This window comes from Nocardioides sp. (assembly GCF_016462705.1).
In the GTDB taxonomy this organism is placed as follows: Bacteria; Actinomycetota; Actinomycetes; order Propionibacteriales; family Nocardioidaceae; genus Nocardioides.
This window is the reverse complement of record NZ_JAEMSS010000033.1, coordinates 1-18,400: the sequence shown is the minus strand read 5'-3', so window position 1 is coordinate 18,400 and position 18,400 is coordinate 1. Positions and strand designations below refer to the sequence as shown.

Sequence of the window (18,400 nt, the reverse complement as noted above, 5' to 3'; positions counted from 1 at the left end):
GCGACATCGGCACGTTGTCGCCGCACGTGTACTCCTGAGAGAGACCTGGGAGACACTAGGGCCAGTAGGTACCGTCATAGGTTCACTGGGACCGCGCAGAGACGGTCCCGCCCAGCGTGAAAGAAGTCCGTGAAGCGTTTGTTCAAGGGCCCCTGGCTCTGGATCGTCCTCGCCGTGATCGGCGTGCTGATCGCCCTGCAGTTCCTGGCTCCCTCGGGGGCCGGCGACGAGATCAGCGCCTCGAAGATGAACGAGTACATCGCGAAGGGCCAGGTCAAGGAGATCACCTTCGTCGACGGTGACCAGCAGATCAAGGCGACGCTGGACGACAACGTCGACCGTGACGGCGGCCGGGACGTCAGCACGAAGTGGATCGCCGGGACCCAGCGAGACATCTTCGCCGCGGCGCAGGAGCAGTTCGACGAGGGCAACATCGAGGAGGTCTCCACCGAGGTCTCGCGGCCGGGGCTGCTCAGCTCGTTCCTCTTCTCGTTCCTCCCGATCATCATCCTCATCGTCGTCTTCCTGTGGCTGATGAACTCGATGCAGGGCGGCGGCGGCCGGGGCGTGATGCAGTTCGCCAAGTCCAAGGCCAAGCTCATCTCCAAGGACATGCCGAAGACGACGTTCTCGGACGTCGCCGGCTGCGAGGAGGCCATCGAGGAGCTCGGCGAGATCAAGGAGTTCCTCCAGGAGCCGGCCAAGTTCCAGGCGGTCGGCGCCAAGATCCCCAAGGGCGTGCTCCTCTACGGGCCGCCCGGCACCGGCAAGACGCTGCTCGCGCGCGCGGTCGCGGGCGAGGCGGGTGTGCCGTTCTACTCGATCTCCGGCTCCGACTTCGTCGAGATGTTCGTCGGCGTGGGTGCCAGCCGGGTGCGGGACCTGTTCGAGCAGGCCAAGGAGAACGCGCCGGCGATCGTCTTCATCGACGAGATCGACGCCGTCGGCCGGCACCGCGGCGCCGGCATGGGCGGCGGCCACGACGAGCGCGAGCAGACGCTCAACCAGCTGCTCGTCGAGATGGACGGCTTCGACGTCCGCGGCGGCGTGATCCTGATCGCGGCCACCAACCGGCCCGACGTGCTGGACCCGGCACTGCTGCGCCCGGGCCGCTTCGACCGGCAGATCGCCGTGGACGCACCGGACCTGTCCGGTCGCCACAAGATCCTCCAGGTCCACTCGCGCGGCAAGCCGATGGCCCCGGACATCGACCTGCTCGGTGTCGCCCGGCGTACGCCTGGCTTCACGGGTGCCGACCTGGCCAACGTGCTCAACGAGGCCGCGCTGCTCACCGCCCGCAACAACGAGAAGCTGATCACCAACGAGTCGCTGGACGAGGCGATCGACCGGGTGATCGCGGGGCCTCAGCGGCGCACCCGCCTGATGAGCGAGAAGGAGAAGCTCATCACCGCCTACCACGAGGGCGGCCACGCCCTGGTCGCCGCGGCGCTGCCGGGCAACGACCCCGTGCACAAGGTGACCATCCTCCCGCGGGGCCGGGCCCTGGGCTACACGATGGTGCTGCCCGACGAGGACAAGTACTCCCAGACCCGCTCGGAGATGCTCGACAAGCTCGCCTACATGCTGGGCGGCCGGGCGGCCGAGGAGATGGTCTTCCACGACCCGACGACCGGCGCCGGCAACGACATCGAGAAGGCCACCAGCGTGGCCCGGGCGATGGTGACCCAGTACGGCATGACCGAGCGCCTGGGCGCCATCAAGCTCGGCGAGGGCAACTCCGAGCCGTTCCTGGGCCGCGACTTCGGCCACCAGCGCAACTACTCCGAGAACGTCGCCGCGATCGTCGACGAGGAGACCAAGCTGCTCCTCGCGGCCGCGCACCAGGAGGCCTTCGACATCCTGGAGGAGAACCGGGACGTCCTCGACGCCCTGGTCCTCGCGCTGCTCGACAAGGAGACGCTCGACAAGGCCGAGATCGCCGAGATCTTCGAGGCGCTGCGGATGCGCCCCTCCCGTCCCGCCTGGACCGGCTCGCCCGACCGGCGGCCCTCCGAGATCCCGGCCGTGGAGATCCCCGAGGAGATCCGGGCCCGTGCGGCCGCCCAGAGCGCGGCCCTCGGGGCCTCGTCCAACGGGCACGTGGACGGAGGCGTCATCGTGACCCCGCCCGGCCCCGGCGGCGACGTCCACGGCGACCCCGGTCTCCAGCCACCGAGCGGCCCGCCGACACCTCCGGCCCCTGGCTCCGCCGGCCCGACGTGACCCGCGCGTCATGACCGACCCGATCGCCCTGGCCGAGGACCGGGAGATCCCGGAGTTCGACCACGCGCGCGCCGAGGCGGCCGTCCGCGAGCTGCTCCTGGCGATCGGCGAGGACCCGGACCGGGAGGGCCTCCTGGACACCCCGGCCAGGGTCGCCCGCGCCTACGCCGAGGTGACCAGCGGCCTGCGGATGACGGCCGAGGACGTCCTCACCACGACCTTCGACATCGGCCACGAGGAGATGGTCCTGGTCCGCGACATCGAGTTCTGGTCGATGTGCGAGCACCACCTGGTCCCCTTCACCGGCGTCGCCCACGTCGGCTACATCCCCGCCGTCACCGGCAAGATCACGGGGATCTCCAAGCTGGCCCGCCTCGTCGACGTCTACGCCAAGCGCCCGCAGGTGCAGGAGCGGCTGACCACCCAGATCGCCGACTCGCTGATGGAGATCCTCGAGGCCCGCGGCGTCATCGTGGTGATGGACGCCGAGCACCTCTGCATGACCATGCGCGGGGTCAAGAAGCCCGGCGCCCGCACCATCACCTCGGCGGTCCGCGGCCTGATGCTCACCAGCTCGACCACGCGGGCCGAGGCGATGAACCTGATCAACAGCGCCAGGCGTTAGCCGGTGGTCCGCAGCCTTCTCCTCATCACGGGCTCCGGTCGCAGCGGCACCAGCTCGCTGGCCGGGAGCCTCGCGAAGCTCGGGCTGCACATCCCGGGACCGGTCGTGCCACCCGGACCGATCAACCCCAAGGGCTTCTTCGAGCCGGTCTGGGTGGTGGACTTCCACCGCGACCTGCTGCGCCAGGCACTGGTCCGGTCCAGTGACGGCAGCCCGGACGCGGCCGACCGCGTCCACCGCCACCTCGCGGACGCCCGTGCGGCCGAGCGGCTCCGGTCGTGGCTCGCCCAGCACGACGCCCACGAGGTCGTCGTGGTCAAGGACAACCAGGCGTGCTGGTTCGTGCCGCTCTGGGAGCAGGTCAGCGCCGAGGTCGGGCGCGAGCTGCGCATGCTGACCTCGCTGCGGCACCCCGCCGAGGTCGTCGGCTCCCGGGACCGGGCCTGGGGTGCCGACCGGGGCGCGGCCGAGGTGCGGACCCGCGAGACCGCCAACGTGGCCGCCTGGCTCAACGTGCTCCTGGTGACCGAGGGGTCCGGGCGGGCCCTCACCCGCGGCTTCGTGCGCTTCGAGGACCTGATCACGGACTGGCGCACCGAGCTCGGCCGGGTCTCCCGGCAGCTGGGTCTGGGTCTGGCCCTGCCCTCCCCGGACGAGCCGCACGAGCTCGACGACTGGCTCGACGCCGAGCTCCGGACCGCGCTCACCTGGGCCGACGTCGACGTCCCGGACGCGCTCCAGTCCGTGGCCGATGCCGCGTGGGCCGCGTCCACCAGCCTCCTGGCGGACCCGGGCGACCCGCGGGCGCTGGCCGAGCTCGACCGCTGCCACCGCCAGTACGCCCAGCTCTACGCCGAGGCGGCCGCCATCAGCGTCGACGAGCGCCGGTACGCCAAGAAGCTGGGCGCCCGCACGGCGTCCGCCAAGTTGCGCAGCCGCTTCCGGGCCCGGACCGCCCGGCTCGAGGAGGAGCTGCGGCAGGCCGGTCACGAGACCCGGGTGCCGGGCCTGCGGGACCTCCTCCGGAAGCGCTGATGCCCGTCTTCGTCAAGGACGACGTCCGGGTCCTGTTCGTCCACGTCCCGAAGACGGGCGGGTCCGCGATCGAGGACGCCTTCGCCGACGCCGGCTGGGACACGCACCTGCTCGACCGCACCTCGGCGCGTCACCCGTCGCGGCGCTTCCGCCGCTGCTCGGCGCAGCACCTGCACGCCGACCTGCTGGCCCAGCTGGTCAGGCTCGAGCGCGTCGACCTGGTGCTGACCGTGGTGCGTGAGCCGCTGGCGAGGTTCCGCTCGGAGTTCCTGTGGCGGCACCGCGAGGACGCGCCCCCCGCCGCCGAGGAGGTGACGAGGTGGGGCCGCCGGGTGCTCGAGAAGTACGCCGAGGACCCTTTCGTCCGCGACAACCACATCCGGCCGCAGTCCCAGTTCGTGCTCCCGGGTGCCGGGCTGCACCGCTACGAGGACGGCCTGCAGCCCGTCCTCGACACGGTCGCCGAGCGGCTGGGTGTGACCGCGCCGACGCTGCGGCCCCGCGCCGTGGAGGAGGGGCGCCGCAGCGCCGACGTCCCGGTCGGCGACGACCTGCGGCGGCTGCTGGTGGACTTCTATGCCGACGACTTCGCGACGCTCGGCTACCCCACGCCCGGCGAGGCGTGAGGTGACGACAGCGACGGACCAGGCCGCCGAGATCGCCGGCGCGGTCGGTGACCGCGCCCACGTCGCCGTGCTGGCCCGGCCGAAGCACGCGGGGCTCGTCGACGAGCTGAGGCGTCGCTGGGCGGGTGTCGAGGTGCTCGACGTCCGTGGGTCCGTGCGCGAGCTGCACGTGCGGCTGGCGGCGCTCGGGCCGTTCGACGCCGTCGTGGACCTGGCGTTCGACGGGGCCGACGACCGGCGCGAGCGGCTGGCCCTGCACGTGAAGCAGGGCGGCGTATACGTCGAGCGGGAGCGCGGCCCGGCCGGGGCACGACCGGTCGGCCACGCCCAGGACGTCGACGCGGTGGCGATCGTCCGCGAGCACGAGGTGACCGATGTGCTCGGCGCCGACCCGAGCCGGGGCCGGCTCCTGCACACCGTGCCGGGCGCCTCGCTGGCGTCCCGGGCGACGGTGCGCACCAGCCACCCCCTCGACCTCAACCCGATGCCGGCGGCCTACCAGGCCCCGCCCGCGGTCCTCCGGGAGTGGTACGACGCCGTTGCGCTGCCCGGGCAGGCGGTGCTCAGCCGCGGACTGCTCCTCCCCGAGAGCTTCAGCACCGCCGACGGTCACCGCCAGGTGAACCCGAGCATCAGGAAGATCTCCCCGTGGTTCGCCCACCCGCCGGTGCTCGACGGCGATCCCGAGCCTCTCGAGGGCGACTTCGTGCACCTCGAGAACGTGGTCCCGGGCCACTTCGGCCACGCCCTCACCGAGCAGATCTCGCACGTGTGGGCGTGGCACGCTGCCCGCCGGGCACGCCCCGGCGCCCGCGCGCTCGTGTTCGACCCGCAGGGCCGGCTGCCCGGCTGGCAGACCGACCTGCTCGCCGCCGCGGGGATCTCCGCGGACGACCTGTACGTGGCGACCGGCCCGGTGCGGGTCGAGCGGCTCCTGGGCAGCACGCCGATGTTCAGCCGGCCGGCGTACGTCCATCCCGGCCTGGCGACGACGTACGACGACGTCGGCCGCGCTCTCGAGGCCGGCGCGGGCCCGGCCGACCGGCCCGCGAAGGTGTTCTTCACCCGCCGGATCGGACGTCGGTCCTGCCGCAACGCCGACGAGGTCGAGTCGCGGTTCGCGGCGGCCGGCTACCGGGTCGTGCTGCCCGAGGAGCACCCGCTGGCCGAGCAGGTCGCGATGGTCCGTGCCGCGACCAGCGTCGGTGGCTTCGCGGGGAGCGGCGTCTTCCAGATCGCCTTCGCCGGCGCGCCCAAGCACGTCGTCCTGCTCACGACCGAGAACTACCCGTGCCACAACGAGTACCTCATGTCCGCGTTGCTCGGGCACCGGCTGGACCTGGTGGTGTGCCGCCCCGACCTGCCCCGGCCCGGCCCGACCTTCACCCGCGAGTCCTTCCAGTCCGACTTCGTCTTCGACTCCGGCCGCGAGGGCGCGTTCCTGGACGACGCCCTGGCTGAGTAGGTTCGCCCTGTGCCCTGGACGGTCCCGGCGTTCCCCGCTGTCCCCTCCGGGGACCACGCGGCCCCGCCGGGGCTGGTGACCGTGGACGAGGTGTTCCTGACCCGCGTGGAGCACGGCCCCATCGCGACCACGGTCGGTCCGACGAGGTGGCTGCGGGGAGCGGTCCACCTCGCATCCGGCGACCTGGTGAAGCCGAGCCAGAAGCTCTGCGCCGGGGCCAACACCTGGGCGCCCGCGGACCCGCGCACGGTGCGGGTGAACCCGCGCGCGGAGCGGCTGGAGGGCCGGTGGCTCTACGGCGGGCACTGGATGCAGCACTTCGGCCACTTCGTCGCCGAGACGCTGACCACCCTGTGGCCGGAGCCGGACGACACCGGGGACGTGGTCGGGCTGGTGTTCCACAAGTACCTGAAGCGGCCGTGGGGCACGGACCCGTGGCAGCTGCGGCTGCTCGAGCTCGCGGGTCGCGGCGGCCTCCCCGTCCAGGTGGTCGACGGCCGCGCCGGGCGGCGGGTCGAGTCGCTCGTGGTGCCCGGCCGCTCGGTCGTCGCCCACGGGTGGGCCCACGACCAGGCGCGCCAGGTCTGGGACCGGGTCGCCGCGCCGTTCCGCGGGCGTGGTGGCCCGAGGCGCGTCTTCCTCTCCCGGACCGGCCACAACGCCGTCCGCCGGGCCCAGCAGCACAGGTCCGCCGGGCGGAGCACGCCGGAGTGGGACGCCGCGGTCGACCGGATCTTCGAGGACGCCGGCTTCCAGGTCGTCCGGCCGGAGACCCTGCCCGTCGACGAGCAGATCGCGCTGGTCGCCGACGCCGAGGTGGTGGCCGGGGCCTCCGGGTCGGCGCTGCACCTCTCGGCGTTCTCGCCGCCGTCGGCCCGGGTCCTGGAGGTCGGGGACAGCCGGTCACCAGGCCACCCCGTGGCCATGCAGCTCGTGGTCGACGCCGTGTGCGGGCACGAGCACGCGTTCGTGCGTGGCAACCTGGCGCCTGCCGAGCTGCGGGCCGAGCTGGAGGGGTTGCTGTCATGACGTCGGAACGGGTCGGGAGGGCGCAGGTCGTCCGGCGCCTGGTCGCGCACTACGACCAGCCGCGCTACCTGGAGATCGGCGTCTGCGAGGGGCGCACCTTCGACCGGGTCCCGGCGGCGGTGAAGGTCGCGGTCGACCCGGAGTTCCGGTTCGACCACACCGCGCCCGAGCGGCTGGTGCCGGGCACGAGCTACCACCAGATCACCAGCGACGAGTACTTCGGCGCCGTCGTCCCGGCCGAGGCGCAGTTCGACGTGATCTACCTCGACGGGCTGCACACGGTCGAGCAGACCCTGCGCGACCTGCTCAACGCGCTCCCGCACCTGCAGCCGCAGGGGGTGCTGGTCATCGACGACGTGCGGCCGCCGACCGACCTCGCGGCGATCCGGGACCGCCAGGAGTTCTTCGCGGTGCGCCGCGCCCAGGGCCGCGACGACGAGAAGGCCTGGATGGGCGACGTCTTCCGGCTCGTCCACTTCATCGACACCTTCTGCCAGCAGCTGTCGTTCCGGGTCATCTCCAACAACCACGGCCAGGCGGTCGTCTGGCGGCACCGCCGGCCGCAGGTGCGCGAGCGCCTGCTGTCGGAGGTCGGCACGCTGACCTTCGAGCAGATGACCCTGGAGGAGGACGCGCTGCGGCTGGCCCCGTTCGGCGAGATCGTCCGTGAGCTGCGCGCCGACCTGGGCCTCGCGAAGCCGGTCCGATGACCCGTCAGCCCCTGGTGATGGGGGTCGTCAACGTCACCCCCGACTCGTTCAGCGACGGCGGGCGCTACGACACCGTCGAGGCGGCGGTCGCCCACGGCCGCGCCCTGCTCGCCGACGGCGCCGACATCCTCGACATCGGCGGTGAGTCGACGCGGCCCGGCGCCACCCGGCCCCTGGTGGCGGAGGAGCTCGCCCGGGTGGTCCCGGTGATCACCGAGCTCGCCGCGGCCGGCGCGGTGGTCAGTGTCGACACCATGCGGGCAGAGGTGGCGGAGGCCGCGGTGACCGCCGGCGCTGGGATCGTCAACGACGTCTCGGGGGGCCTGGCCGACCCCGAGGTGCTGCGGGTCGTGGCGGCGACCGGCGTGCGCTACGTCGCCATGCACTGGCGCGCCCACAGCGACCGGATGACCGACTTCGCGACGTACGACGGGCCGGGCGGGGTGGTCGCGGCGGTCCGGGACGAGCTCGCCGCGCGGCTCGAGGCGATCCTGGCGGCCGGGGTCGCCGCCGACCGGGTCGTGCTCGACCCCGGTCTCGGGTTCGCCAAGGGGGCCGCCCACAACTGGTCGCTGCTGCGGCACCTGGACGAGCTCGCCGCCCTGGGCCGGCCGCTGCTGGTCGGGGCGAGCCGCAAGTCCTTCCTCGGCCGCCTGCTCGCGGCACCCGACGGGGCCGAACGCCCGGTCGGGGAGCGTGAGCACGCGACCACGGCTCTGACCGTGGTCCTCGCACAGGCCGGCGTCTGGGGGCTGCGGGTGCACGACGTACGCTCCTGCCGCGACGCGCTGAAGGTGCTTGCGGCGCTCGACGAAGGGAACGGATCGTGACCGACGAGCTCGCCCTGCTGGGGCTGGAGTGCTGGGGTCACCACGGTGTCTTCGAGCACGAGCGGCGCGAGGGCCAGCCGTTCGTGGTGGACCTCGTGCTCGGGCTGGACAGCGCGGTGGCGGCCGCCTCCGACGACCTCGCGGACACCGTCGACTACGGCGGGCTCGCCCTCGCCGTCAAGGCGGCCGTGGAGCGCGACCCGGTCGACCTCATCGAGACGCTGGCCGAGCGGATCGCGGGTGTCTGTCTGACCGACGATCGTGTTGACTGGTGCCGCATCACGGTCCACAAGCCGCGCGCCCCCATCGAGGCGACGTTCCGCGACGTGGCCCTCACGATCCATCGGAGCACCCGGACAACCGCGAAAGCAGAGGCCGCCTCGTGACCGAGACCCCCAACCCGCACATCGTGGACGCCGACACCCTCACCGGCGAGATGCGGCCGATCCGCCAGCTGGTGGTGTCGCTGGGGTCGAACCTCGGGGAACGGATCGAGAACCTGCAGGGCGCGGTCCGGGCCCTGGCCGACACGCCGGACGTGTGGGTCACGAGCGTCTCCCCGGTCTACGAGACCGAGCCCGTGGACGCCCCCGAGGGCTCCGACAACTTCCTCAACGCGATCGTGCTCGCCGACACGACCCTGGCGGCGACCCGGCTCATGGACCGCGCGCTGGCCATCGAGGACGCGTTCGACCGGCAGCGCTCCGAGGTCCTCAACGCCCCCCGCACCCTGGACGTCGACCTGATCGTCCTCGGCGACCGGCGCAGCGACGAGGACTCCCTGCGCCTCCCGCACCCGCGCGCGGCTCAGCGCGCGTTCGTGCTGCGACCGTGGCTCGACGTGGACCCCGGCGCCGAGCTGCTCGGGCACGGCCGGGTGGCCGACCTGCTCGCGGCGGTCGGCGAGGACGGTGTCGTGCGGCGCGACGACCTGGTCCTCGACCTCGAGTGACGTCTCGGTGACCCGGGACCCCGACCCGCTGCCGCCCGACCCCGAGCCGGACGAGGAACCCACCGGCTATCTGGCGCCCACCCCGCCGGGCGTCGTCACCGCCTGGGGCGTCGTCGGGCTGGTCGGGGGCTGGCTCGTGCACCCCGTCTCCGAGGCCGTCAACGACACCGCCCTGGTCGTCTCGTGGGTCCAGCCGGGCACGCTCCTGCTGCTCGCGGCCGCCGTCGCGATGACCGCCTGGCACACCTGGCGGTCCGTGCACGTACGCCGCGAGCGCCTCGAACCGCACCGGGCGGTCAACCGGCTGGTGCTCGGCCGCGCCTCCGCCCTGGTGGGCGCGCTGGTGGCCGGCGGCTACGCCGGCTACGCGGTGAGCTGGGTGGGCTCGGAGGCGGAGCTGGCCGGCCAGCGGATGCTCCGGTCGGCCCTCGCGGCCCTCTGCGGCCTCCTGATCGTCGCCGGAGGGCTGCTGCTCGAACGTGCGTGTCGCGTCCGAAAGCGGCCTCCTCCGCCCTAGCCTGCCCTTATGTCTTCCCCATCAGTCACACAGGCCACACGGAGGCGGCAGCGCAGCACGCGCGTGTCCGTCGCCGTGGGTCTGGTCCTGCTCGCCGCGCTGGCTGTCGCCGGCTCGGCTGCGGCGGTCGCCTCCGCGGACGTCTCCTGGGTCCTGCTCGCCGGCGCCGCCGCTCTCGCGGTGCTGCTGGGCGCGACCGCCACCCGGATCACCCACTCCGAGCTCGCCGACTCCCGCCGTGCGGCCGCCGCCGACCGCGCGCAGCTGGCCCAGAGCTACTCCAGGCTCACCGAGGAGCGGGCCACCGAGCACGCGGCGTACGTCGCGTCCATCGAGTCCAGGATCGGTGAGCGCGAGCAGATGCTTACCGAGCTGGAGATGGCCCTCTCGGCCGCGCAGCGCCGTGCAGCCAGCGCCATCCGCACCAAGAACGCCGAGACCAGCCGGGCGGCCGGTCTCCAGGAGCAGCTCGTCCAGGCCGAGGACCGGGCCACCGACGCGATGGTCAAGGTGCACGAGCTCGAGCAGGAGCTGGACACCCTGCGGGCCGAGCTCGACTCGGTCACCGCCGCCTGGCACGCCGCGGAGAGCGTCCGCAGGCACGCGTGACTCCCGGTGGTTGAAGAGGGCCGCTAGGCCCGTCTTCGAAACCTTGCAACCCGAGGCTGGGACTGAACCCACGAGGTTCGGTCCCAGCCTCGTCTTGCGTGGTCTCGAGACAGGCGCTGCGCGCCGGCCTCGACGAACGGGGAGAATGCGGGGGTGACTGAGACGGGCGGCGACTCGAGGTTCGAACCCGATCCCGAGGAGCTGGTCGACCCCGACGAGGTGGTCGGCCTGCCGGAGGGCTGGGTGATCGACTCCCCGGACCCGGACAGCGCGGACGTCGCCCGCCTGACCACCCTGCTGCGCGACCACGAGCGTGAGGGCCGCGGCTGGCCGGGCGCCGGACGCGAGGACGTGCTCGTGGAGGTGTCCGGGCCGGGCCTGCGGACCCGGCAGAACGTCGTGGTGCGCGACGGGACCGGGCTGATCCGCGCATGGGGGAGCGTGCACGACCGGGCGGTCGGCCGGATGCTGCTGGTCCACGTCGTGGAGCGGGGGCTGCCCGAGCGGGTGGCCCGGGCCTGCTCCGACGTGGTGGTCGAGTGGGCCGTCGGCCAGGCCCGTGAGGTCGGCTCCGCGCGGGGACTCGAGGTGCAGCAGATCGACACGGGGGCGTTCGCCGACGACGAGCGCCAGCACCGGTGGCTGGCCGCCTCGGGCTTCGAGCGGGTCCGGACCTGGTGGCAGATGTCCCGGCCGGTCACGCCCGAGGAGACGGCGTTGGTGCCGGCCGCCGAGCTCTGGTCCGACCGTGGCGTCACGGTCCGGCTGGTCCGCCGCCGCGACGACGGGATGCCCGACGAGGATGACCTGCGGGCCGTGCACGACGTACTGGAGGAGGCGTTCACCGACCACTTCAACTCCAAGCCCGAGACCTTCGACGAGTTCCTGCACCGTCTGCGCGAGGACCCCGGTCACCGGTGGGACCACTGGTGGCTCGCCTCGCTCGACCAGGCCGACGGACCGGCCCAGCCGGTCGGGGCCCTGGTGGCGACGGTCTCCGAGGCGACCGAAGGCCCCGACGGCTCGTACGTCGCCTACATCGGGGTCATCGAGGCGGCCCGCGGCCGGGGCGTGGCCAAGGGCCTGCTGCGCACCGTGATCGCGGACGCGGCGGCCCGCGGCCGGGACCGGGTCGGGCTGGAGGTCGACGCGGACTCCGAGACCGGTGCGCACCACCTGTACCGGTCGCTGGGCTGGGAGACGTCGTACGTCACCGAGTCGTGGCACCGCGACGTCGCGGTGCCCGAGCCGGTCAGCGAACCAGCGACGCCCTGAGCGCCCGGTGGATGCCGTTGGGCGTCAGCACCCCGACGAACTGCGTCCCCTCGGTGACGCCCACGACCGCCTTGTCGTCGCGGAGCAGCACCGCCAGCGCCTCCTCGAGGGTCGCCCCGAGCGGCACGGTCGCGCCGAGCTCGCCGGCGGTCCGGCCCTCGAGTGGCTCGAGATGGGCCCGGTCGATCGGGGTGACCGTCAGCCGCCGCAGCCCGGCCGTCGCCCCCACGAAGTCCGAGACGAACGCGTCGGCGGGATGGGCGAGCAGCTCGACGGGCGTGGCGTACTGGCCCAGTCGCCCGCCGACCTCGAAGATCGCGACCCGGTCGCCCATCTTGACCGCCTCGTCGATGTCGTGGGTCACCATGACGACGGTCTTGCCGAGCTCGCGCTGGAGCCGGAGGAACTCGTCCTGCAGCCGCACCCGGACCACCGGGTCGACAGCCCCGAACGGCTCGTCCATGAGCAGCACCGGCGGGTTGGCGGCCAGGGCCCGGGCGACCCCGACCCGCTGGCGCTGTCCGCCCGACAGCTGGTCCGGGTAGCGGTCGCCGTAGGTCGACGGGTCCAGGCCCACGAGGTCGAGCAGCTCGTCGGCGCGCTGCCGGGCCGTGGCCTTGGACTCGCCGTAGAGCAACGGCACCGTCATCACGTTGGTGCGGATCTTCTGGTGCGGGAACAGCCCGATCTGCTGGATGACGTAGCCGATGCCGCGGCGCAGCAGCACCGGGTCGGCGCCGGTCACGTCCTGCCCGTCGATCTCGATGGTCCCGCTGGTCGGCTCGATCAGCCGGTTGATCATCTTCAGCGTCGTCGACTTGCCGCACCCGGACGGCCCGACCAGCACGGCCAGCTCGCCACGGGCCACGTCCAGGTCGAGCTCCCGGACCGCGACCGTGCCGTCCTCGTAGGTCTTGCCGACCCCGCGCAGCCGGATCATCGGGGTCGGCTCGTCGGCGGAGCTCAGAGCAGGCCCTTGCCCTCGAGGAACTCCTCGGCGACGTCCTCGGGCTTCTGCCGCTCGAGGTCGACCTTGACGTTCATCTCGGCCAGGTCCTCGGTGGTCAGCGCGTCCGAGAGCTCGTTGAACAGGTCCTCGAGGTCGGGGTTGTCGGCCAGGAACTCCGCGTTGACCGCGGGGGTCAGGTTCTGGGCGGGCTGGATCGCCTTGTCGTCCTCGAGCAGGGTCAGGCCCATCTCGCCGAGCGTGCCGTCGGTGGTGCCGGTCTCACCCAGCTGCACCTCGCCGTTGAGCACGGCGTCCTTCACCTGCGGGCTGCCGAACCCGAGCGGAACGAGCTCGGTGATCTCGAAGCCGTAGACGCTCTCCAGGCCGCCCTGGCAGTCCGCCCGGCCGGCGCAGTCCTCCGGGCCACCGAGCTTGATCGGCTGACCGAGCGCGGCGAAGTCCGAGAGGGTCTCGAGGTCGTTGGCCTCGGCGAACTCGGTGGTCACGAAGAAGGCGTTCTGGTTGGTGGCCTCCGACGGCGGCAGGATGGCGATCCCCTTGGCCTCGGCGAGGGGCTCGAGCGCGGCCAGGGTCTCGTCGACGTCGTTGCTCGACACCAGCTCGGCGTCGGGGCCGTTGGCCTCAGAGTTGAGGAAGTCGGTGATACCGGCGAGGTAGTCCGGGACGATGTCGACATCGCCGCCGGCGAGCTCGGGGAGGTAGACGTCCCGGGTCGTCACCAGCTTGGTCTCGACGTCGTAGCCCTCGTTCGCGAGCAGCTTCTCGTAGATCGCGGCGAGGATCTGGCTCTCGGTGAAGTCCTGTCCGCCGACGACGACCGAGCCCTTGTCGCCACCGCCGCTGTCGCCCGAGCCGGTCTCCGGGTCCTCCAGGTCGTCACCGCACCCGGCGGTGGCCAGGATCAGGGCGCCGGCGGCGGCCAGGGAGAGCGTGCGCAGCATCCGCATGGGGGGTACCACCTTCTGTGTCCCGCGGGGAGCTCCCGCGCGTGTCCGATGGGTACCCGACGGCACCCGGTGACGAGGCTAACCCGGGGCACCGACAGTCGTATTCCGTGAGGGCGTCCGGCGTCCCGCGGTCGGCCGGTTGGTGGCCCGCCGCATCGGGTCGGCGTAGCGCTCCGCCACGACCGCGAGGCCCTCGAGGACCAGGGCGCCGAGCGCCACCAGGATGGCGCCCGCCACCACCTCGTACGTCGCCTGGTTGGCGAACCCGCGGGTGATGATCCGCCCGAGCCCGGGCCCGGCGACCAGGGCGGCGATCGTCGCGGTCGCCCAGACCTGGACCAGCGCGATCCGCACGCCGGTCATGACCACGGGCATCGCCAGCGGCAGCTCCACCCTGGTGAACACCTGCCGCCCGCTCATCCCCACCCCGCGGGCCGCTTCGACGATGTCACGGTCGACCTCGGTGATGCCGACGTAGGCGTTGGTGATCAGCGGCGGCAGCGCGAACAGCACCAGCGCGATCAACGTCGCGAGCCCGGCGCGGCCGTAGGGGCCGAGCTCCGCGGAGCCGACGGGGCCGAGCGAGAGCATCAGCAGCACCGCGAAGACGGGCACGGCGCGCCCGATGTTGGAGACGTTGACCGCCAGGAACCCGCCCCTCCGCCGGTGGCCGAGGTAGAGCGCGAGGGGGAGGCCCAGTGCCACCGCCAGCACCATCGCGGTGACGGTGAGCAGCAGCTGCTGGACCGCGAACGCGCCGATCCCGTTGGGGCCGGACCAGTTGGACCCGTCGAACAGGTAGCCGAAGGCGTCACCCAGCATGGCGCGTCCACGGTGTCAGGGCCCGCTGCAGGGCGACCAGCAGCAGGTCGAAGGCGATCGCGAGCAGGACGCACAGCACGCTGGCGGCGAGGATCTGCGCCTTGAAGTTGCGGTTGAACCCGCTGAGCAGCAGGTTGCCGAGGCCCCCGTAGGACACGATCGAGCCCACGGTGACCAGCGCGACCGTCGACACGGTGGCCACCCGGAGCCCGGCCATGATCACGGGGAGCGCGAGCGGCAGCTCGACCCGGGTGAGCAGCCTGGCGTCGGAGTAGCCGACCCCGCGGGCCGACTCGACGACGTCCGGTGGCACCGAGCGCAGCCCGGCCAGCACGTTGCGGACCAGGATCGTCAGCGAGTAGAGCGCCAGCCCGATGATCACCGTGGTCGCGGAGAGCCCGGTGAAGGGCAGCAGCAGCGAGAACAGGGCCAGCGAGGGGATCGTGTAGATGATCGTCGTGCCCCCGACGACCAGGGACTCGACGGTCGGGTTGCGCCGGGCCAACAGGGCCAGCGGGATCGCGACCGCGAGCCCGACGAGGACGGAGACCACGGTGATCCACAGGTGCTGGACCGTCGCGTCGGTGAGCTCGGGCCGGTAGTCGGACAGGTACTGCCCGCACAGCCAGTCGTTGTCGACGTAGCACTGCGCCACGTCATCCGCCCGGACGGTCACGGGGCGACGGTACCCGCCACTTCCGACGCCCGCAGTGACAGAGCGGCGGGGTCGACGGTCGCGACGTCGATGACGGGTACGTCGATCCGCAGGCCGCCCGGACCGCTGACCCGGTCCAGCGGCCGGCCGCGATCCCGCACGTACGCCGCGACGGCGGCCGCGTCGGCGCGCCGGTCCTGCTGCACCAACCAGCCGATCAGCCGGTGGGCGGGCGTGAGGCCGCTGTCGGTCAGCGAGCGGTCGCCCCAGAGCCCGGCGATGCCGTCGCGCAGCAGGCGCCACCAGGCGTCGTCGCCGCCGGGGATCTCCAGGAAGTAGCGGTGCAGGTCGCCGGCCAGCACCCGGTCCACGAAGACCTGGCGCAGCTCCGCCGCCCGCGGGTCGCTGCTGGCGGCGACGTACGCGTCGACGCTGGACAGCGCCATCCGCTTGGTGGCGAACCGGTCCTCCAGGTCGCGCAGCGATGCCCGCTGCTGGGTGATCGACGTCCCGTCGTGCCGGATCCGCCAGTGGTAGACGACGTCCGGCAGCACGTCGACGCCGTCGGCCTCCAGCAGCGCCCGCGTGGTCGTGGGCTGGTCCTCGTAGTGGACCCCCTCGGGCCAGGTGAGGCCGGCGTCGTCCCAGAACGAGCGCCGGTAGACCTTGTTCCAGGCGAACACGTCGCCGAGGAGCTCCGGGTGGTCCAGGAGGCTCAGGTCCGTGCGGGCCGGGTTGTGCAGCCGACGCATCCACGGCGGCTCGGTGCGGGAGCCGGCCTCCCAGCGCTCGATCGAGCCGGTCGCGATGTCCGACCCGGAGCGTTCCAGGGCGCCGACCAGGGTGGCGTACGCCGCGGGCGGGACGACGTCGTCGGAGTCGGCGAACCCGAGGTAGTCGCCCCGGACGTGCCGCAGCCCCTCGTTCCGGGCTCCGCCGAGGCCCCGGTTGTCGATGTGCACGACCCGGACCCGGGGGTCCCGGGCGGCGTACCCCTCGGCGATGTCGCCCGACGCGTCCGGCGAGCCGTCGTCGACCACGACGACGTCGAGCTCCGCGTGCGTCTGGGCCAGGATCGAGTCGAGGCAGGCGGGGAGGTAGTCGGCGACGTCGTAGACCGGGACCACGATCCCGAGCAGCGGAGCGGGACCGCGCCGCCGACCGAAGACCATGAGGTCAAGGTAGCGGCGGATAGTGTGTCCATCCGTGAGCAACCCGGCCGCAGGACCTGCCGCAGAGGACGCGCTGATCGACAGCGCGTCGTACCCCCGCAAGGTGCTGTTCGTGGCCGGTGCGGGCCGCAGCGGCACCAGCACGATGGCCGGCCTGATGCGGATCCTGGGGCTGCACGTGCCGCAGCCCGAGGTGGACGCCGACGAGACCAACCCCAAGGGGTTCGGCGAGCCGCGCTGGGTGGTCGACCACCACGACCGGCTGCTCAAGGAGGCGCTGGTCCAGGTCAGCGACGCCCGGCCGGAGGCGTGGTTCGAGACGGGCCGGGTCTCCACCCGCGAGCCCGAGCGGATCCGGACCGCGGAGTGGCTGGAGAGCCACTTCCAGGTCAACCCGGAGCTCGTGGTCAAGGACCCCCGGCTGAGCTGGTTCCTCGGCCTGTGGCGGGTCGCCGCGATCCGCACCGGGGCCACCCCGGTCTTCGCCACCATGCTCCGCCCGCCGGCGGAGGTGGTCGGCAGCAAGCAGACCTACTACGCCAACAAGCTGGGCTCGGCGCACCTCGTGGCGTCCTGGCTCAACATGCTGCTGCACACCGAGCGGGCCACCCGCGAGTCGGCCCCCGAGAACGGGCAGAGCGGCGGCCGGGTGTTCGTCCGCTACGGCGACCTGCTCGACGACTGGGTCATGGTCAGCATGCACGTGGGTGAGACCCTCCAGCTCCAGCACGTGCTGCACTGCGACAGCGAGCAGATCCGCGACGGCCACCGGTTCGTCGACCCGGGCCTGCGCCGGATGCAGCAGACGCTGGCCGACCTCGAGCTCCCGAGCAGGCTGCACGACCTGACCGCGGCGACCTGGGACGAGCTCAACAAGCTGGCCGACCCCGGCGGCGACACCCCCGCGGTCCACGCCGCCCTCGACGAGCTGCGCGAGGCGTACGTCGACCTCTACGAGGAGTCCGCCGCGATCTCGCGGTCCTCGGTGGTCGCCGCCGAGCAGCGCCTCAAGCGCCACGGGAGGCCCGGCCCGCCGGCCGCCGAGGAACGCCGCGGCGCGGACCTGCTGCCGCACGGCCTGCGCGCCGCGGTCCCGCCGTCGGTCCGCCGGGGCCTGCGGAAGGTCGCGGGCCGCGAGCGGCCCGAGCAGCAGTGACCGTCCGATGACCGTCACCGGGACCGGTCTGACCAACCTCGAAGGCCACACCGAGTTCGACATCGTCTGGCCCTGGACCCGCGCCGAGGGCCTGCGCGCCGGGACGACCGCGGTGCTCCGGGTGAAGGACGAGGCGCGGTCGCTGCCGTTCGTGCTGCCGCCGCTGCTGCGTGCCTGCGACCACGTGCTGGTCGTCGACAACGGCTCGACCGACGGCACCCCCGAGGTGACCGCCGAGACCGCGGAGCGGGCGGGCCTGGCGCACAAGCTGGTGCAGGCGTCGTACCCGTTCTCCGTGGCGCGCGCCGGCGCCGAGCACCTCGCCGTCCACGAGCGGTCCGTGCACTCGCTCGCCTACTTCTACAACTGGTGCTTCGCTCAGGTCACCACCCGCTACTCCTGGAAGTGGGACGGCGACATGGTGCTCACCACCGAGGGCGAGGTCTCGATCGCCGACCTCGGCTGGCAGGTCGCCAGTGGTGTGCCGGGGGTGCAGTCGATCGTCCGGGTGCCGCGGCACGGCCTCTACCTGGAGAGCGACCGCAAGGGCTACCTCGACCTGGGCCTGCGCAACGCCGAGGAGTGGGGCTTCCCGATCGGGCCCGACTTCGTGTTCACCAAGGCCTTCGAGTGGGAGATCCGGACCACGCCGGACCCGGTGCGCTCGATCGGCCTGCCGCACGGGCTGTGCGTCGAGCTGAAGTACCTCGACGGCGACGAGTTCGCCCACTGGACCGACCCGGAGTCGTTCGCCACGTCGTACCGCAACAAGCGCAAGCGCC

Annotated in this window: 20 protein-coding genes; 15 read left to right on the top strand and 5 right to left on the bottom strand. The window is 72.8% G+C overall.

The genetic code is table 11. The features are described 5' to 3' along the window. The first annotated feature begins 129 nt into the window (after positions 1 to 129). The 13 genes from ftsH to JHD21_RS06360 all read left to right on the top strand — a co-directional run bounded on the left by ftsH (position 130) and on the right by JHD21_RS06360 (position 11,896). Positions 130 to 2,223 carry an ATP-dependent zinc metalloprotease FtsH gene (gene ftsH / locus JHD21_RS06420; RefSeq protein WP_292672578.1) on the top strand — a complete coding sequence of 698 codons (2,094 nt, stop codon included), beginning with the start codon at positions 130 to 132 and terminating at the stop codon, positions 2,221 to 2,223. A 10-nt stretch (positions 2,224 to 2,233) separates the two neighbouring features. Beyond that, positions 2,234 to 2,848, top strand: coding sequence for a GTP cyclohydrolase I FolE (gene folE, locus JHD21_RS06415; RefSeq protein WP_292672576.1), 615 nt, complete (start codon positions 2,234 to 2,236; stop codon positions 2,846 to 2,848). Positions 2,849 to 2,851: 3 nt separating this feature from the next. Beyond that, a complete protein-coding gene (locus JHD21_RS06410) occupies positions 2,852 to 3,883 on the top strand; it encodes a hypothetical protein (RefSeq protein ID WP_292672575.1) in 1,032 nt (343 codons plus the stop codon). Beyond that, positions 3,883 to 4,509: a sulfotransferase family 2 domain-containing protein gene (locus JHD21_RS06405; RefSeq protein WP_292672573.1), complete on the top strand. Its 627-nt coding sequence runs from the start codon at positions 3,883 to 3,885 to the stop codon at positions 4,507 to 4,509. The genes JHD21_RS06410 and JHD21_RS06405 overlap by 1 nt, the downstream gene beginning before the upstream one ends. A 1-nt stretch (position 4,510) precedes the next feature. Beyond that, positions 4,511 to 5,974: a glycosyltransferase 61 family protein gene (locus tag JHD21_RS06400; protein WP_292672571.1), complete on the top strand. Its 1,464-nt coding sequence runs from the start codon at positions 4,511 to 4,513 to the stop codon at positions 5,972 to 5,974. A 9-nt stretch (positions 5,975 to 5,983) separates the two neighbouring features. Further along, on the top strand, positions 5,984 to 7,003 hold the full coding sequence (locus tag JHD21_RS06395) for a glycosyltransferase 61 family protein (protein WP_292672569.1): 1,020 nt from the start codon (positions 5,984 to 5,986) through the stop codon (positions 7,001 to 7,003). Then, positions 7,000 to 7,713, top strand: a complete 714-nt coding sequence (locus tag JHD21_RS06390) for a class I SAM-dependent methyltransferase (RefSeq protein ID WP_292672567.1) — start codon at positions 7,000 to 7,002, stop codon at positions 7,711 to 7,713. Before JHD21_RS06395 ends, JHD21_RS06390 begins: the two co-directional genes overlap by 4 nt. After that, a complete protein-coding gene (folP, locus tag JHD21_RS06385) occupies positions 7,710 to 8,543 on the top strand; it encodes a dihydropteroate synthase (protein WP_292672565.1) in 834 nt (277 codons plus the stop codon). Before JHD21_RS06390 ends, folP begins: the two co-directional genes overlap by 4 nt. Next, positions 8,540 to 8,929, top strand: coding sequence for a dihydroneopterin aldolase (gene folB / locus JHD21_RS06380; RefSeq protein ID WP_292672562.1), 390 nt, complete (start codon positions 8,540 to 8,542; stop codon positions 8,927 to 8,929). The genes folP and folB overlap by 4 nt, the downstream gene beginning before the upstream one ends. Continuing rightward, entirely contained in the window at positions 8,926 to 9,495 is a 570-nt protein-coding gene (folK, locus tag JHD21_RS06375) for a 2-amino-4-hydroxy-6-hydroxymethyldihydropteridine diphosphokinase (RefSeq protein WP_292672560.1), read from the top strand. The genes folB and folK overlap by 4 nt, the downstream gene beginning before the upstream one ends. 7 nt (positions 9,496 to 9,502) lie before the next feature. Beyond that, the gene (locus JHD21_RS06370; RefSeq protein WP_292672558.1) at positions 9,503 to 10,012 is read left to right on the top strand and encodes a DUF3180 domain-containing protein; all 510 of its coding nucleotides are present in this window, start codon (positions 9,503 to 9,505) and stop codon (positions 10,010 to 10,012) included. Positions 10,013 to 10,075: 63 nt separating this feature from the next. Beyond that, the gene (locus tag JHD21_RS06365) at positions 10,076 to 10,621 is read left to right on the top strand and encodes a hypothetical protein (RefSeq protein ID WP_292672556.1); all 546 of its coding nucleotides are present in this window, start codon (positions 10,076 to 10,078) and stop codon (positions 10,619 to 10,621) included. Between the two features lie 153 nt (positions 10,622 to 10,774). Then, positions 10,775 to 11,896 carry a GNAT family N-acetyltransferase gene (locus JHD21_RS06360; RefSeq protein ID WP_292672554.1) on the top strand — a complete coding sequence of 374 codons (1,122 nt, stop codon included), beginning with the start codon at positions 10,775 to 10,777 and terminating at the stop codon, positions 11,894 to 11,896. On the opposite strand, the gene JHD21_RS06355 is transcribed toward JHD21_RS06360, so the two are convergent. From JHD21_RS06355 to JHD21_RS06335, 5 genes are all read right to left on the bottom strand, one after another. Further along, positions 11,874 to 12,836 carry an ABC transporter ATP-binding protein gene (locus JHD21_RS06355; protein WP_292672553.1) on the bottom strand — a complete coding sequence of 321 codons (963 nt, stop codon included), beginning with the start codon at positions 12,834 to 12,836 and terminating at the stop codon, positions 11,874 to 11,876. The two genes, JHD21_RS06360 and JHD21_RS06355, sit on opposite strands and share 23 nt — an antisense overlap. Positions 12,837 to 12,859: 23 nt before the next feature. Next, positions 12,860 to 13,813, bottom strand: coding sequence for an ABC transporter substrate-binding protein (locus JHD21_RS06350; protein ID WP_292672552.1), 954 nt, complete (start codon positions 13,811 to 13,813; stop codon positions 12,860 to 12,862). Positions 13,814 to 13,891: 78 nt separating this feature from the next. Next, complete coding sequence (locus JHD21_RS06345; RefSeq protein WP_292672551.1) at positions 13,892 to 14,635, bottom strand: ABC transporter permease; 744 nt, start codon at positions 14,633 to 14,635, stop codon at positions 13,892 to 13,894. Further along, entirely contained in the window at positions 14,625 to 15,311 is a 687-nt protein-coding gene (locus JHD21_RS06340) for an ABC transporter permease (protein ID WP_292672549.1), read from the bottom strand. Before JHD21_RS06340 ends, JHD21_RS06345 begins: the two co-directional genes overlap by 11 nt. Continuing rightward, a complete protein-coding gene (locus JHD21_RS06335) occupies positions 15,308 to 16,462 on the bottom strand; it encodes a glycosyltransferase (RefSeq protein ID WP_292672547.1) in 1,155 nt (384 codons plus the stop codon). The genes JHD21_RS06340 and JHD21_RS06335 overlap by 4 nt, the downstream gene beginning before the upstream one ends. A gap of 34 nt (positions 16,463 to 16,496) precedes the next feature. Between JHD21_RS06335 and JHD21_RS06330 the strand changes: the two genes are divergently transcribed. Beyond that, complete coding sequence (locus tag JHD21_RS06330) at positions 16,497 to 17,618, top strand: sulfotransferase family protein (RefSeq protein WP_292672545.1); 1,122 nt, start codon at positions 16,497 to 16,499, stop codon at positions 17,616 to 17,618. Between the two features lie 7 nt (positions 17,619 to 17,625). Next, positions 17,626 to 18,400: hypothetical protein (locus tag JHD21_RS06325; protein ID WP_292672544.1), on the top strand; the 775-nt coding region annotated here is incomplete at its 3' end.